General features: G+C 70.2%; 14 protein-coding genes. 6 read left to right on the top strand and 8 right to left on the bottom strand.

The window, feature by feature from the left end; genetic code table 11:
* Positions 1 to 101: 101 nt before the first annotated feature.
* Positions 102 to 515 carry a DUF1304 domain-containing protein gene (locus tag ACEN9V_RS08390; RefSeq protein WP_413602861.1) on the bottom strand — a complete coding sequence of 138 codons (414 nt, stop codon included), beginning with the start codon at positions 513 to 515 and terminating at the stop codon, positions 102 to 104.
* A 69-nt stretch (positions 516 to 584) separates the two neighbouring features.
* Between ACEN9V_RS08390 and ACEN9V_RS08385 the strand changes: the two genes are divergently transcribed.
* Both ACEN9V_RS08385 and ACEN9V_RS08380 read left to right on the top strand, forming a co-directional pair.
* A complete protein-coding gene (locus ACEN9V_RS08385) occupies positions 585 to 890 on the top strand; it encodes a chorismate mutase (protein ID WP_413602860.1) in 306 nt (101 codons plus the stop codon).
* Entirely contained in the window at positions 887 to 2,068 is a 1,182-nt protein-coding gene (locus ACEN9V_RS08380; protein ID WP_413602859.1) for a lactonase family protein, read from the top strand. The genes ACEN9V_RS08385 and ACEN9V_RS08380 overlap by 4 nt, the downstream gene beginning before the upstream one ends.
* Before the next feature lie 15 nt (positions 2,069 to 2,083).
* Here the strand turns inward: ACEN9V_RS08380 and ACEN9V_RS08375 are convergent, their stop codons facing one another.
* The 4 genes from ACEN9V_RS08375 to purS are packed head-to-tail and all read right to left on the bottom strand — an operon-like array spanning position 2,084 to position 6,448.
* On the bottom strand, positions 2,084 to 3,022 hold the full coding sequence (locus ACEN9V_RS08375) for a 2-hydroxyacid dehydrogenase (RefSeq protein WP_413602858.1): 939 nt from the start codon (positions 3,020 to 3,022) through the stop codon (positions 2,084 to 2,086).
* Positions 3,023 to 3,030: 8 nt separating this feature from the next.
* Positions 3,031 to 5,412, bottom strand: coding sequence for a phosphoribosylformylglycinamidine synthase subunit PurL (purL, locus tag ACEN9V_RS08370; protein ID WP_413603044.1), 2,382 nt, complete (start codon positions 5,410 to 5,412; stop codon positions 3,031 to 3,033).
* A 50-nt stretch (positions 5,413 to 5,462) separates the two neighbouring features.
* On the bottom strand, positions 5,463 to 6,158 hold the full coding sequence (gene purQ, locus ACEN9V_RS08365) for a phosphoribosylformylglycinamidine synthase subunit PurQ (RefSeq protein WP_413602857.1): 696 nt from the start codon (positions 6,156 to 6,158) through the stop codon (positions 5,463 to 5,465).
* A 5-nt stretch (positions 6,159 to 6,163) separates the two neighbouring features.
* Entirely contained in the window at positions 6,164 to 6,448 is a 285-nt protein-coding gene (purS, locus tag ACEN9V_RS08360) for a phosphoribosylformylglycinamidine synthase subunit PurS (protein ID WP_413602856.1), read from the bottom strand.
* A gap of 120 nt (positions 6,449 to 6,568) precedes the next feature.
* On the opposite strand from purS, the gene ACEN9V_RS08355 reads away from it, so the two are divergent.
* Together ACEN9V_RS08355 and ACEN9V_RS08350 are read left to right on the top strand one after the other, a co-directional pair.
* Entirely contained in the window at positions 6,569 to 7,204 is a 636-nt protein-coding gene (locus ACEN9V_RS08355; protein ID WP_413602855.1) for a PadR family transcriptional regulator, read from the top strand.
* Positions 7,201 to 8,829, top strand: a complete 1,629-nt coding sequence (locus ACEN9V_RS08350; protein ID WP_413602854.1) for a DHA2 family efflux MFS transporter permease subunit — start codon at positions 7,201 to 7,203, stop codon at positions 8,827 to 8,829. Before ACEN9V_RS08355 ends, ACEN9V_RS08350 begins: the two co-directional genes overlap by 4 nt.
* A gap of 258 nt (positions 8,830 to 9,087) precedes the next feature.
* Here ACEN9V_RS08350 and ACEN9V_RS08345 read toward each other — a convergent pair whose 3' ends face one another.
* Together ACEN9V_RS08345 and ACEN9V_RS08340 are read right to left on the bottom strand one after the other, a co-directional pair.
* Positions 9,088 to 9,903 (bottom strand): cytochrome c oxidase assembly protein, encoded by an 816-nt coding sequence (locus ACEN9V_RS08345; protein WP_413603043.1) that lies wholly within the window; start codon positions 9,901 to 9,903, stop codon positions 9,088 to 9,090.
* 143 nt (positions 9,904 to 10,046) lie between these two features.
* Entirely contained in the window at positions 10,047 to 11,339 is a 1,293-nt protein-coding gene (locus ACEN9V_RS08340) for an acyltransferase family protein (RefSeq protein ID WP_413602853.1), read from the bottom strand.
* Positions 11,340 to 11,507: 168 nt separating this feature from the next.
* Between ACEN9V_RS08340 and ACEN9V_RS08335 the strand changes: the two genes are divergently transcribed.
* Together ACEN9V_RS08335 and ACEN9V_RS08330 are read left to right on the top strand one after the other, a co-directional pair.
* Positions 11,508 to 11,951 (top strand): Fur family transcriptional regulator, encoded by a 444-nt coding sequence (locus ACEN9V_RS08335; RefSeq protein WP_413602852.1) that lies wholly within the window; start codon positions 11,508 to 11,510, stop codon positions 11,949 to 11,951.
* A 110-nt stretch (positions 11,952 to 12,061) separates the two neighbouring features.
* Entirely contained in the window at positions 12,062 to 13,579 is a 1,518-nt protein-coding gene (locus ACEN9V_RS08330; RefSeq protein WP_413602851.1) for a catalase, read from the top strand.
* Between the two features lie 153 nt (positions 13,580 to 13,732).
* Here the strand turns inward: ACEN9V_RS08330 and ACEN9V_RS08325 are convergent, their stop codons facing one another.
* Positions 13,733 to 14,299 carry a GNAT family N-acetyltransferase gene (locus tag ACEN9V_RS08325; protein ID WP_413602850.1) on the bottom strand — a complete coding sequence of 189 codons (567 nt, stop codon included), beginning with the start codon at positions 14,297 to 14,299 and terminating at the stop codon, positions 13,733 to 13,735.
* Positions 14,300 to 14,345: the final 46 nt, after the last annotated feature.

Raw genomic sequence — 14,345 nt, 5'->3', positions numbered from 1 at the left:
TCTGCAGAACCGCATGCGGTCTGCACGTGGCGAGTCGGGCCTCCAGTGCGTTGCGGCCCGCGGTCTGCCGGACCGGTGCTGCGCTCCTGGCGCTGCTCGGATCAGCTGACGAACATCGAGCCGAGGAAGGCGAAGAGCAGGGCGATGAGCGGGAAGGCCCCCTGCACGAACGCGGAGTTGAGGTAGCGGCGGCCGGTACCGACGAGGACCACCGCGGCGCCGAGCATGCTCGCGGTCGCGAACACGATGAGCGTCCAGCCCGTCGCGCCGTTGCCCGTGAACGCGAAGACGACACCGAGGATCGCGCCGATCGCCAGGAACAGGTTGTAGAAGCCCTGGTTGAACGCGAGGGACCTGGTCGCCCGGGCCTCGGAGTCGGACGCGATGCCGAAGATCTTCCGCACGCGGGGGCTGGTCCACGCCACCGACTCGAGGAAGAAGATGTACACGTGCACCAGCCCGGCGAGGACTGCGAACACACTCGAGATGACGAGGAGCACCGACATGAACTCCATTGTCCCAGGCTTCGCGCTCCCGACGTAACCGACACCTGGTGGCCAGGGTCCGGCCGTTAGGCTCTGGACATGAGCGAGTACGACGAAGCGGCCGTGGCTGAACTGCAGAGCATCCGGCAGAGCATCGACAACATCGACGCCGCCGTCATCCACATGCTCGCCGAGCGCTTCAAGTACACGCAGCGCGTCGGGTACCTCAAGGCCAGCGCCGGCATGCCGCCGGCCGACCCGGCGCGCGAGCAGATCCAGGTCGCACGCCTGCGGTCGCTCGCTGCGGAGTCGCACCTCGACCCGGCCTTCGCGGAGAAGTTCCTGAACTTCATCGTGGCCGAGGTCATCCACCATCACGAGCAGATCGCCGAGGAAGAAGCGTGACGGTCCCTGCCCTCCCGCCGCTGCCTGCCCTCCCGCCGCTGCCCGCCCTCCCGCCGCTGCTCGTCGGCTCGTACACGGCAACAGGGGGCGGGAGCGCGACCGGGATCTCGTTCGTCGAGTCCGGTGTGGCGTCGACCGTCGCCGTGCTCGACGACCCGTCCTTCCTCGCCGTCTCGGGTGACCGTGTCTACGCCGTGTCCGAGACCGCCGACGGGTCCGTCAGCGCGTTCCGTCGCACCGGCAGCGCGCTCGAGCACCTCTGGGACGCGCCGTCCGGTGGTGACGCTCCGTGCCACGTGCGGGTCGACCCGTCCGGTGCGCTCGTCGTCACGAACTACGTCACCGGCACCGTGACCGCGGTGTCCCTGGCCGCGGCCGAGTCGCTCGCCGCGTCCGTGCTCGCGAGCGACGGGGTCGTCGGGACGGCGGTGCACGGGGCCGGTGACACCGTCGTGGTGCCGTCCGATGCCGTCGTGACCGCGGTGCTGCCCGACGTCACGGGGCCCGTCGAGGACCGGCAGGAGGGGCCGCACGCCCACCAGTCGGTCGCGACGCCTGACGGCACGTTGCTCGTCGCTGATCTCGGCGGGGACGCCCTGCACGAGTTCCGGGTGGGGGACCATGGGGCTTCGGCCGGGTCGTCTGCGTCGTCGGCTGCGTCTGCGTCGTCGTCTGCGTCGCTGTCGCTGTCGCTGTCGCTGTCGCTGGATCTGGTGCGGGTGCACCACGTGGCGCCCGGCGTCGGACCGCGCCACATGGCCTGGTACGACGGCGACCTCATCGTCGCCGGCGAGCTCGACGGCAGGGTGCACCGCCTGCGCCGTGACGAGTCCGGCGCGTTCCGGGTGATCGCCTCGGCCTCGACGTTCGAGGGGGACGTTGGGGAATCCCTCCTCAGCCACATCGAGGTCGACGAGGCCGGTCTCGTGTTCGTCGCCGTCCGCGGGCGTGACCTGATCGTCACGCTGTCCGCGGCGGACGGAGGCCTGTCCGTCGTGGGATCAGGGTCGTGCGGCGGTGTCTGGCCGCGACACTTCGCCCTGGTGCCCGGGTACCTGCTCGTCGCCAACCAGATGTCCGACGCGATCGCCGTCCTGCCGCTCGGCGACGACGGCGTGGTGGGGGAGCCCGCCGGTCAGATCGCCGTCGGCAGCCCCGCCTGCATCGTCCCGCTGTAGCGCTCGCTCCGCGCTTCAGACCTCGATGAGGTTCTCGAACGTGCGGCCCTCGGCCAGTGCTGCCACCTGACGGCGCATGAGCTCGATCGACCGCGGCACGCTGAGGTCCGTGTTGCCACCGACGTGCGGCGTCAGGACCGTGTTCGGCGTCGTCCAGAGCGCGTGCCCCTCGGGGAGCGGCTCGGGGTCGGTGACGTCGAGTCCGGCGGACAGTCGACCGCTCGTGAGCTCCGCGACCAGCGCGTCGGTGTCGACGACCTTGCCCCGTGCCACGTTGACCACGAGCGCACCGTCCGGCAGCGCCGCGAGCAGGTCGGCGTCGACGAGCCGTTCGGTCTCGTCGGTGAGCGGGGCGATGAGCACGAGGACGTCGGTCGTCCTGGCGATCTCCGGCAGTTCGCCGAAGGCGTGCACCTGCCGGCCGTCCTGCTCGCGGGCGGTACGGGCGACCACCGTGACGTCGGTCCTGAACGCCTCGAACCGGGTCGCGATCGCGCTGCCGATGGCGCCGTAGCCGACGACCGTCACGCGTCGATCCGCCAGCGACCGCGTCTGCCGGGCATCCCAGACGCCGTTCGCGCGGTCGAACTGGAACTGCCCGATCTCCCGCAGCGCCGTCAGCGCCAGGCCGACGGCGAGCTCTGCCGTCTCGTCGTCGTGGATCCCGCGACCGTTCGCCAGCAGGGCGTGGCCGGGCACGTGCGGCACGGCGTGCTCGTACCCGGCGCTCGGCAGCTGCAGCAGTTCGAGGTTTGGCAGGTCGTGGACGTACTGCCACCGGTGCCGTCCCTGGAAGTAGAACGGCAGGAACGTGATGGCAACCTCGTCCGCGCGCGGGTACGGCGCTTCGAGGTCCCACACGTCCAGCTCGATGCCGTCGGGCACGGGCCCGAACCGGTCGACGAGCTCGGCGAAGGGCAGCGTGACGATCCGGTTCCCGTTCTCGGTGCTCACGCTGCTGCTCAGCCGTCGGTGCGCGGCGAGAAGGTGCCGTCGGACGCCAGCGGGCCGCGGCCGAGGACGCCCTCGGTCACGGTCTCCTCGATCACGTCGCCGAAGCGGGTCGGCAGGGTCGCGCCGTGCGTGCCGCGGAGCTCGTCCACGGAAGCATCGAACGCGCCCTGGACCTCGAGCGCCTGGGAGGTGCCGTCGGTCACGCCGATACGCAGGACCGGGAAGCCCCGGCCGTTGCAGAGACCCTGGAAGCGGACGTCGTCCTCGCGCCGGACGGTCACGATGACACGACCGGTCGACTCCGAGAACAGTGCCGTCGCGGTGTCGACACCGTCACGACTCTCGAGCTCGTCGAGCACGACCCGGGCGCCGACGCCGAAGCGGAGCACCGACTCGGCGAGCGACTGGCCGAGGCCGCCGTCCGCCAGGTCGTGCGCGCTCGTGAGCAGCTGCTCGTCCGCGGCGGCGCGGAGCAGCTCGGCGAGGGCCTTCTCGCGGCCGAGGTCGACCGCGGGGGGACGCCCGCCGAGGTGTCCGTGCACCGTGCCGGCCCAGGCCGAGCCGTCGAGCTCGAGGCTCGTGGTGCCGAGCAGGTAGATGTTGTGGCCGTCGTCCTGCCAGCCGGACGGGACGCGCTTGGCGACGTCGTCGATGACCCCGAGGACACCGACGACCGGGGTCGGGTGGATCGGGGTGGTGCCGGTCTGGTTGTAGAACGAGACGTTGCCGCCGGTGACCGGGATGCCGAGCTCCATGCAGCCGTCCGCCAGGCCCTCCACCGCCTCGGAGAACTGCCACATGACCTCGGGGTTCTCCGGGGAGCCGAAGTTCAGGCAGTCGGTGACGGCGGCCGGGACCGCGCCGGTGACCGCGACGTTCCGGTACGCCTCGGCGAGGGCCAGACGGGCGCCCTGCTTCGGGTCGAGCTGGCAGTAGCGGCCGTTGGCGTCCGTCGCGACGGCCACGCCGAGCCCGGTCTCCTCGTCGACGCGGATCATGCCGCCGTCGTCGGGGAAGGAGAGCGCGGTGTTGCCCAGCACGTAGGTGTCGTACTGGTTGGTGACCCAGTTCTTCGAGGACAGGTTCGGCGAGCCGAGGAGCTGCAGGAACTGGGCCTTGATCGCGGGGCCGGTGTCCGGGCGGTCGAGCGCGGACGCCGAGTCGGCCTGCAGCGCGTCGATCCACGTCGGGTAGGCGACCGGGCGGTCGTAGACCGGGCCGTCGACGGCGACGGTGCGCGGGTCGACGTTGACGATCTCCTGGCCCTGCCAGTCGATGACGAGGCGCCCCGTGCCGGTGACCTCGCCGAGGACGCTGGTCTCGACCTCCCACTTGTTCACGACCGCCAGGAAGGCGTCGAGCTTCTCGGGGGTGACGACCGCCATCATGCGCTCCTGGCTCTCCGACATGAGGATCTCCTCTGCCGTGAGCGTGGGGTCGCGGAGCAGCACGTCGTCGAGCGAGATGTGCATGCCGCCGTCGCCGTTGCTGGCGAGTTCGGACGTGGCGCACGAGATGCCCGCGGCGCCGAGGTCCTGGATGCCCTCGACGAGCTCCTTCTGGAACAGCTCGAGGCAGCACTCGATGAGGACCTTCTCGGCGAAGGGGTCGCCGACCTGGACCGCCGGACGCTTGGTCGGGCCGCCCTCGGTGAAGGTGTCGGAGGCGAGGATCGACGCTCCACCGATGCCGTCGCCACCGGTGCGGGCGCCGAAGAGGACGACCTTGTTGCCGGCACCCGAGGCGTTGGCGAGGTGCAGGTCCTCGTGCCGGAGGACGCCGACCGCGAGGGCGTTGACGAGCGGGTTTCCCTGGTACACGGCGTCGAAGTAGGTCTCGCCGCCGATGTTCGGCAGGCCGAGGCAGTTGCCGTAGAACGAGATGCCACCGACGACGCCGTGCACGACGCGTGCCGTGTCCTCGTGCTCGATGGCGCCGAAGCGGAGCTGGTCCATCACGGCGACCGGACGGGCACCCATCGAGATGATGTCGCGGACGATGCCGCCGACACCGGTGGCCGCGCCCTGGTAGGGCTCCACGTAGGAGGGGTGGTTGTGCGACTCGACCTTGAAGGTCACCGCCCAGCCGTTGCCCACGTCGACGACACCGGCGTTCTCGCCCATGCCGACCATCAGGTTCTCGGTCATCTCCGGCGTGACCTTCCTGCCGAACTGCCTGAGGTAGTTCTTGCTCGACTTGTACGAGCAGTGCTCCGACCACATCACGGAGTACATCGCCAGCTCACCAGAGGTGGGGCGGCGGCCGAGGATCTCGCGGATCTTGGCGTACTCGTCCGCCTTGAGCCCGAGGGCCTCGTACGGCTGGTCCTTGTCCGGCGTCGCGGCGGCGTCCTGGACGGTGTCGGGCTTGGGGCGCACGAAGGTCGTCACGGTGTTGTCGTTCCCTGCTGCAGTGGAGTCGGTCACGTCGGTCGGTGCCGTCACTTGACGAGCGTCGACTCGATCACGGAGGTGAAGAAGGTGAGGCCGTCCGTGCCGGAGGCCATCGCCGCGTGGGTGTCCGGGCCGAACCCGGGCTCCGTCGCGTGCTCGGGGTGGGGCATCAGGCCGACGACGTTGCCGCGCTCGTTCGAGACGCCCGCGATGTCGTCGATGGACCCGTTCGGGTTCACTCCGACGTAGCGGAACACGACCTGGCCGTTGTCCTCGATGCGCTTGATCTCGTCGGCGTCGGCGACGAAGCGCCCGTCGGCGTTCTTCAGCGGGATGGTGATCTCCTGCTGTGCGGCGAAGCCGGACGTCCACGCGGTGTCCGCGTTCTCGACGCGGAGCTTCTGGTCGCGACGGATGAACTGCTGGTGCGCGTTGCGCGTGTGCGCGCCGGGGACCAGGCGGGCCTCTGCGAGCATCTGGAACCCGTTGCAGATGCCGAGCACGGGCATGCCCTTGCCGGCGGCGTCGATGACCTCGGCCATGATCGGGGCCTTCGCCGCGATCGCGCCGGCACGGAGGTAGTCGCCGTACGAGAACCCGCCGGGGAGCACGATGGCGTCGACGCCCTGCAGGTCGTGGTCGCCGTGCCAGAGCGCGACGGGGTCGGCTCCGGCGAGACGGACCGCGCGCTGGGCGTCGCGGTCGTCGAGCGAACCGGGGAACGTGATGACACCGATGCGCATGGGGGTCACTCCGCGTCGGCGACGGTGGTCTCGGCGACACTGACCGAGACGACGCTGACCGAGACGACGTCTTCGATCACGGCGTTCGAGAAGATGTCGGCCGCGATCTCGCGGACCTCGGCGAGCTTGGCGTCGTCGACGGGGCCGTCGACGGTCACCTCGAATCGCTTGCCGATGCGGACGTTGGTGAGGTCGTTCTTGCCGAGGCGGGCGAGGGCGTTGCCCACCGCCTTGCCCTGGGGGTCGAGGATCTCGGCCTTCGGCATGACCTCGACGACGATCGTTGGCACGTGTTCACTCCAGCACGGGGGGTCGGGTGGGACCCGACCAGTCTATGCGGCGCGCGCGGCGCACCGGACCGGGTTGTGGAGAACTCCTCCAAGGCGTATATTCCAAGTCGAATAGTCCGCATGGAACACCGACAGGAGGCTCGGATGCCGTCGCTCACGCCGCTCGCGTTCGCCGCGCTCGGACTCCTCAACGAGGGGCCGATGCACCCCTACGAGATGTTCCAGACCATGACCTTCCGCGGTGACGAGCGGAACGTGAAGGTCCGGCCGGGCACCCTCTACCACCAGGTCGGCCGGCTGACCGACCTCGGCTACGCCGAGGCCGTCGGGACCGAGCGCGAGGGCAACCGACCAGAGCGCACCACGTACGCCATCACCGACGCCGGCCGCACCGCGCTCGCCGAAGCACTCCGGCAGATGGTGGCGGAACCCGCGGACGAGTACCCGGAGTTCCACCTCGCGCTCGCCGAGCTCGAGAACCTCCCGGTCCCGGAGGCGGTCGATGCCGTGCGGGCCCGTGTCGTCGCCCTCCAACGCGAGCGCGACGACATCGACACGGCACTCGCCCGCGTCCACGAACGTGAACTGGCAGAGCGCTACTGGCTGGACGTGTCGTACGTCCATGCCATGCTCACCGCGCAGATCGAGTGGCTCTCCGCCACCGTCGAACGCATCGCGAGCGGTGACATCCCCTGGGACGGCCCGGCCCATCCCGACGACACGACTTCCCCCCACAGCAAGGAACCCTCCGCATGACCACCGCAACGAACCCGCCCACGACCGAGAAGAAGCCCTGGCCAGCGCTCTGGGCCCTCGTCGTCGGGTTCTTCATGATCCTCGTCGACTCGACCATCGTCTCCGTCGCCACCCCCACCATCGCGGCGAAGCTCGACGCCGACATCAACGCCGTCATCTGGGTGACGAGCGCGTACCTGCTCGCCTACGCCGTGCCGCTGCTGATCACCGGCCGCCTGGGTGACCGCTTCGGCCCGAAGGTGCTCTACCAGACCGGTCTCGTCGTGTTCACGCTCGCCAGCCTGTGGTGCGGCCTGTCCGGCTCGATCGAGATGCTGATCGTCGCCCGCGTCGTGCAGGGGCTCGGCGCCGCGATGATGACGCCGCAGACCATGTCCGTCATCACGCGCATGTTCCCGCCGCAGAACCGCGGCGCGGCCATGGGCCTCTGGGGTGCGACCGCCGGGATCGCCTCGCTCGTCGGACCGATCGCGGGCGGACTGCTCGTCGACGGGTTCGGCTGGGAGTGGATCTTCTTCGTGAACGTCCCCGTCGGCGTCGTGGCCTTCGTCCTCGCGCAGCGCCTCGTGCCCTCGTTCGACCGACACCAGCACCGCTTCGACGTGCTCGGGATCGTGCTCTCCGCGGTCGGCATGTTCCTGCTCGTCTTCGGCATCCAGGAAGGCGAGACGTACGACTGGGGCACCATCACCGGTCCGATCTCGGTCTGGTCGCTCATCATCGCCGGCATCGTCGTACTCGCGGCCTTCGTCGTCTGGCAGGGCGTGCAGAAGTCCGAGCCGCTGCTGCCCCTCGGGCTCTTCAAGGACCGCAACTTCACGCTCGCGAACATCGCCATCACCGCGGTCGGCGTCGCGATCTCCTCGTTCGCGCTGCCGCTCATGCTGTGGGCGCAGGACGTCAAGCAGTTCAGCCCGACCCAGGCGGCACTGCTCCTGGTCCCGATGGCCGTGATCTCCGCGGCGTTCGCCCCGCTCGTCGGCAAGAACCTGAACCGCTGGAACCCGCGCTGGGTCGCGGCGTTCGGTCTCGCGTGCTTCTCCGGCGGGCTGTTCTGGTTCGCCGGACTCGTCGCCGCGAACGCCGGGTGGCAGGTCATCCTGCTGCCGAGCGCGCTCCTCGGCATCGCGAACGCCTGCATGTGGGGGCCGCTGTCCGTCTCCGCGACGCGCAACCTCTCGCCGCGCCTGGCCGGTGCCGGCTCCGGCGTCTACAACACCACCCGGCAGATCGGCGCGGTGCTCGGTTCCGCGGGCATCGCCGCACTGATCGAGGCCCGCATCACGGCGAACTTCCCGGCACAGTCGGGCGGGGCGTCGGCGGGCGGCGCAGAGCAGCAGGTCGGCACGCTCCCGTCGTTCCTGCTCGACCCGTTCTCGAAGGCGATGGGCCAGTCGCTCATCCTGCCGGCATCGGTCCTCGTGGTCGCGATCGTCGCGGCGCTGTTCCTCGGCAAGCCGAAGCAGACCGTGGCGTGGGCCCAGACCGGTGCGGTCGCGAAGCAGCCCGAGGCCGAGGTCGAGCCGGTCGCCGTGCACGGTTCGCACGCAGCGGCTCCCGCGCCGACCAGCCCGGAAGAGGAGCTGGCGTCGACCGACCACCACGGTCGTCACGCCGACGCCTGACCCGCACGACCGAGAGCCCCCGATCGCCCAGCGGTCGGGGGCTCCGTCGTGCGTGCGTGCACGCGCCAGACCCTCCCGACCCCGAGTCCGCCCGACCCCGAACGACAGGATCGCTGTCGTACGACCTCGGTTCTGTCGCTCCCACGCGTGCGCAACAGTTGCGCACGCGGGGTTGCGACAGCGTCGTTGTCGTACGACAGCGACGTTGTCGTTCCGAGTCGGCAGGGGAAGGGGTGAGTCGGGAGCACCCGCGCCACCTCAGCCCCGCCGCGACAAGTGCGCCCGCGTGAGCTCGTCCATCTCCTCGTCGGAGAGCGCGTCGACGGCGCGGGCCTCGCGGCGATCGGTGCGCTGCCACCGCACGAACAGCGAGATGAGCACCGGGATGTCGGCGACCTCCGCGATGAACCAGAGCAGGTCGCCGGCCAGGTGCTGATCGCGGAGCGGCGACGGGAACCACGCCGGACCCGATGCCATCACGGTCGCCCGGTCGAGCACGTGGTCGGTGATCCGCATGACGATGCCCGGGATCGCGTCGAGCATGAGCTCCACGAACGCCAACAGGAACTCCGCCGTCACGAAAGTGGAGGAGCGCAGCGCTCCCGCCTCGGACAGCGGTGCCAGCAGGCCGAACCCCAGCATCGGCACGAGCACCGTGATCGCGACCGCCCACACCGGGGACGTCCGGATCACCGCGGACAACGGGGTGAGCAGCACGCAGAAGAGCGCCAGCGCGACCAACGGCGAGACGATCGCGTTGCCGAGCACGCGCACCGGACGCGACCCCATGACCACGGAGGCTGCGTGGGCGAGGCGAGCCGGGCCTCCCGTCCGGAGCAGCGTGAGCGGTGCTGCGAACGCGGCGAACGTCGGGACCGCGAAGAACAGCAGCGCCAGCCGCAGCACGAAGGCCCATCGGAGCGTCTGGTCGTAGACACCGACGATGCCGAACTGCAGGATGCCGAACAGGACCAGTGCCGCCACGAACGACAGCGTCCGCCACCAGGGCCAGCGTGTGCCGCGTCGCCGAGCGGTGACGACCCACCAGCCGTACGCGACCGCCGCGACGACGATGAGCGCGGCGGCGAACGGGTCGAACTGCCAGGTGCTCCAGAACTCGGACGGTGACGGCGTGGGGTGCCTCCTGCGGATCGCGCTGCAGGATCATCCTCGACCCGGTCTTCCGGCACGGATGGTCGGATGCGGTGAGAACCGGTTCAGATACGCCGGACCCCGACGGCGGGGACCGTCCGCGACAGGCACCACACCCCCATCGGGATCAGCACCGCGCCGACGGCAGCGAGCCAGAACGACAGGTGCAGCTGCATGACCGCGAACGCCGGTCCGATCGTGCAGAGCACGGCCAGGGCGATCACCGGCCACGCGGGACGGTCCGAACCGGGGACCAGCCGGGGGAGCGGGCGGTCGAACCGGCGGAGGCCCCTGGCGACCCCGAGTGCGGCGGCGAGCACCACGACGAGTGCGATCGCCCGGGTCGCCCACCACGTCGCCGATCCCGGGTCGGGGAACGGCACGCCGATGAACAGCGCGATCCCGTTCAGCGCGATGAACAGCGGCAGGTGCCAGAGGTAGATCGCCATGCCGTCGCGACCGAGCACGAAGACGGCGCCCTGCGCCGCCCGGGTGCGCATCAGCCGGGTGAGGGGCGCGTGCACGAGCTGGACGAGGCAGGCCTGCGCGATCGCCAGGAACGCCAGCGGCAGCATCGGCGGGTTGAGGTCCTGCAGCATGTCGGGCGCCCAGAGCCCGAGCGAGGTCATCGGGACGAGCACCGCGTAGGCGGCCGCGGCGACGCCGAGCAGCAGCAGCTTCGAGCGTCGGGCGAACCACCCGTCGGCCCACAGGAACCCGAGTTGCTGGGCGAAGAGCCACACCGGGCCCAGGTTGAGGAGCCCGACGTCGGCGACCCCGGTGGCCAGTCGGACACCGTCGACCGCGGCCGCGAGGACGAGGAGTCCGGCGAGCGTCGCCCACGGTGACCGCTCGTGCAGCCGTGCCATCAGGGGGACGCAGCACTGGGTGATGCCGTACGCGGCGAGGAACCAGAGCGGCGACCCGATGCCGAACGCGACCTCCGCCAGCAGGTCCCGCGGGGTGCCGAGCAGTGTCGCGGTGCCCAGCCCGATCGCCAGCACGAGGAAGAGCGGGATCGCCGGGCGGAACAACCGCACGAGCCGCGTGGCCACGTAGTCGCGAGGACCCCCACCCCGCTGGACGGTGCTCCGCCAGCCGACGGCGCTCGCGAACCCGCCGACGACGAAGAACAGCGGCATCACCTGGCCGATCCAGGTCGCGGCGACGTACCAGTCGAGTTCCTGGAGTGGGCTCGTGACCCGGATACCGGCGTCGTCGGCCGCGACCCCGACCATCGTGACGTGCACGAAGACGACGAGGACGACGCATGCCGTCCGGATGAGGTCGACGACCAGGTCACGCTTCGCGATGATCCCCCGGACGTCCACGCTGGTCAGTGCCTGCTGAGTGGACATGCCGGGACGCTACCGGCGGATCAGCAACTCCCAGGCCCGTTCCAGGCGATCGCGACCAAACCGTGACACATCGTATTCCGGTGCGGGAATGTGCCAGCCTGGTGACCATCCGCGAGACTTCGTTGTACAGTGGTCCTTGTCTTGACCGCTGCAAAAGAAGGGTTCGTGATGGACGTCGATGCCGACTTGCTCCGCGACGCCGGTCTGCGCGTCACGACGCCGCGACTCGCGGTCCTCCGTGCCACCGCCACGATGCCGCACGCCACAGCGGACGACATCGTCACAGCGCTGACCGCCGAGTTGCCCACGACCAGCCACCAGGCGGTCTACGGCGTGCTCGCGGCGCTCACCGGCGTCGGACTCGTCCGTCGCATCGAGCCGGCGGGCAGCCCTGCGCGCTACGAGCGGCGCACCGGTGACAACCACCACCACATCGTGTGCACGATGTGCGGCGCGATCGAGGACGTCGACTGCGCCGTCGGCCACTCGCCGTGCCTCACGCCGTCCGACACGCACGGCTTCGCCGTCACCACCGCAGAGGTCACCTACTGGGGGATCTGCGAGGGGTGCGCAGCGGCTGAGCGTGATGACGCCACGACCGTCATGGCCTGAACCCGACCCGCGAGCGGCCCGACGCGCGCAGTACGCGCCAGGCGGTCCACCCGCCCCACAGACAACCCGAGCATCCCTGACCGAACCAACCGTTCCACCAAGGAGGAACCGTGTCCGAAGAGAACACGCCGACCGGCACCCCCACGACCACGACCAACAGCGGCGCGCCCGTCTCGAGCGACCAGCACTCCATGGGTGTCGGTGCCGACGGCCCCCTCGCGCTCCACGACCACTACCTGGTCGAGAAGCTCGCCCAGTTCAACCGGGAGCGTGTGCCGGAGCGCGTCGTCCACGCCAAGGGCGGCGGCGCCTTCGGTACCTTCACCGTCACGAACGACGTGAGCAAGTACACCCGCGCCGCGTTCCTGCAGCCGGGCAAGCAGACCGAGATGCTCGCACGCTTCTCGACCGTCGCCGGCGAGCAGGGGTCCCCGGACACCTGGCGCGACCCCCGCGGCTTCGCGCTGAAGTTCTACACCGAAGAGGGCAACTACGACCTCGTTGGCAACAACACCCCGGTGTTCTTCATCCGCGACGGCATCAAGTTCCCGGACTTCATCCGGTCGCAGAAGCGCCTGCCGCACACGAACCTCCGCAACCACGACATGCAGTGGGACTTCTGGACGCTGTCGCCCGAGTCGGCGCACCAGGTGACCTGGCTGATGGGCGACCGCGGCCTGCCGGCGAGCTGGCGCACGATGAACGGCTACGGCTCGCACACGTTCCAGTGGATCAACGCCGAGGGCGAGCGCTCCTGGATCAAGTACCACTTCATCTCCGAGCAGGGGCACAAGACCCTGACGCAGGAGGACTCCGAGCGGATCGCCGGTGAGGACGCGGACTTCCACACCCGCGACCTGTACGAGGCGATCAAGCGCGGCGACAACCCGCGCTGGACGCTCAAGGTGCAGATCATGCCCTACGAGGACGCCGCCACGTACCGCTTCAACCCGTTCGACGTGACGAAGGTGTGGCCGCACGCCGACTACCCGCTCATCGAGGTCGGCACGATGGAGCTCAACCGCAACCCGGAGAACTACTTCGCGCAGATCGAACAGGCGACGTTCGCGCCGTCGAACTTCGTGCCCGGCATCGCCGCGAGCCCGGACAAGATGCTCCTCGCGCGCATCTTCAGCTACGCGGACGCGCACCGCTACCGCGTCGGCACGAACTACCAGCAGCTGCCGGTGAACGCCCCGAAGAACGAGGTGCACTCGTACTCGAAGGACGGCGCCATGCGCTTCGACTTCCAGAAGGCCGAGGTCCCGGTGTACGCACCGAACTCGCTCGGCGGGGCGCACGCCGACCCGAACGCGACCGACGAGACCCCCGGCTGGGAGTCCGACGGCACGCTGCAGCGCGCGGCCGCGACGCTCCACCCCGAGGACGACGACTTCGGCCAGGCCGGCACGCTCGTCCGTGAGGTCCTCGACGACGAAGCCCGCGAGCGGCTCGTCGGCAACATCGCCGGGCACGTCGCGAAGGTGACGCGCGACGACCTGCGCGAGCGGGTGTTCCAGTACTGGACCAACGTCGACGCCGACCTGGGTGCGCGCGTGCGGGCCGCCGTCGTGCCGAGCGCGCCGGGATCCAACGAGGACCCGGAGGCGGTCGCGGTCGAGGCGTAGTCCCCGGTCCCCACGAGACGGACGGGAGGCACGGTGCCAGCTGGCACCGTGCCTCCCGTCCGTCTGTTGGGTGCGTCTCGAGCACCTCCGCGCCTTGCCGACAAGTGCACACGCGGGCGCGTGCGCACTTGTCGTCCTGCTGCGCAGGAGCCGCTAGACCTGCTGGCCGTTCAGCCAGATGTCTCCGGCCGGCCAGTCTTCGAGTGCTGCGGCCACCGGCCGCACCATCCAGCCGCCCTGCTCGGTGTTCGAGATGCCGGCGCCCTCGGCGGTGAACGCCGAGAAGGTGCCCACCGCGTCGGGGAACTCGTGCCAGCCGAGCTTCGCGTAGAACGGGATGCGGTTCTCGCCGGCGCCGAGGAAGCCGTAGGGGACGCGGAGTCCGTCGAGGACGGCGTGCGCGCGCTCCATGAGTTCGCGGCCGACACCCGTTCCCTGCAGGCGGGGTGCCACGGCGACGAGGCCGGTGTCCCCGACGAGGACGTCCTCGCCGCCGACCGTGATGTACATGCGGCGGATCCCGACGTGTGCCAGGACGACCCCGTCCGTGTCGCGTGCGATCACCCGGCGTTCGGGCTGCATGCCGGACCAGCTCCGGCCGCCCACGTACCAGTGCGACCAGTCCGGGAACGCCTGCCCCAGCATCGCCGCTACCGCCTCGTGGTCGGGGAGCGTCAGCGTGCTCTCCTCGACCACCTCCCATCGGATGTCGTCACTCATGGTTCCATCCTGCCTGCCGCCGCCCGGGCGGGGCGGGCGGCTGGGC

It is taken from the genome of Curtobacterium sp. Curtsp57 (genome assembly GCF_047324335.1).
In the GTDB taxonomy this organism is placed as follows: Bacteria; Actinomycetota; Actinomycetes; order Actinomycetales; family Microbacteriaceae; genus Curtobacterium.
This window is presented reverse-complemented; position numbering and strand designations above follow the sequence as displayed.

Bases quoted from the DNA above. Each gene is read 5' to 3' on its own strand.
- ACEN9V_RS08390 (WP_413602861.1), bottom strand. From the start codon at position 515: ATGGAGTTCATGTCGGTGCTCCTCGTCATCTCGAGTGTGTTCGCAGTC.
- ACEN9V_RS08385 (WP_413602860.1), top strand. From the start codon at position 585: ATGAGCGAGTACGACGAAGCGGCCGTGGCTGAACTGCAGAGCATCCGG.
- purQ (WP_413602857.1), bottom strand. From the start codon at position 6,158: ATGCGCATCGGTGTCATCACGTTCCCCGGTTCGCTCGACGACCGCGAC.
- ACEN9V_RS08355 (WP_413602855.1), top strand. From the start codon at position 6,569: ATGGAACACCGACAGGAGGCTCGGATGCCGTCGCTCACGCCGCTCGCG.
- ACEN9V_RS08350 (WP_413602854.1), top strand. From the start codon at position 7,201: ATGACCACCGCAACGAACCCGCCCACGACCGAGAAGAAGCCCTGGCCA.
- ACEN9V_RS08340 (WP_413602853.1), bottom strand. From the start codon at position 11,339: ATGTCCACTCAGCAGGCACTGACCAGCGTGGACGTCCGGGGGATCATC.
- ACEN9V_RS08335 (WP_413602852.1), top strand. From the start codon at position 11,508: ATGGACGTCGATGCCGACTTGCTCCGCGACGCCGGTCTGCGCGTCACG.
- ACEN9V_RS08325 (WP_413602850.1), bottom strand. From the start codon at position 14,299: ATGAGTGACGACATCCGATGGGAGGTGGTCGAGGAGAGCACGCTGACG.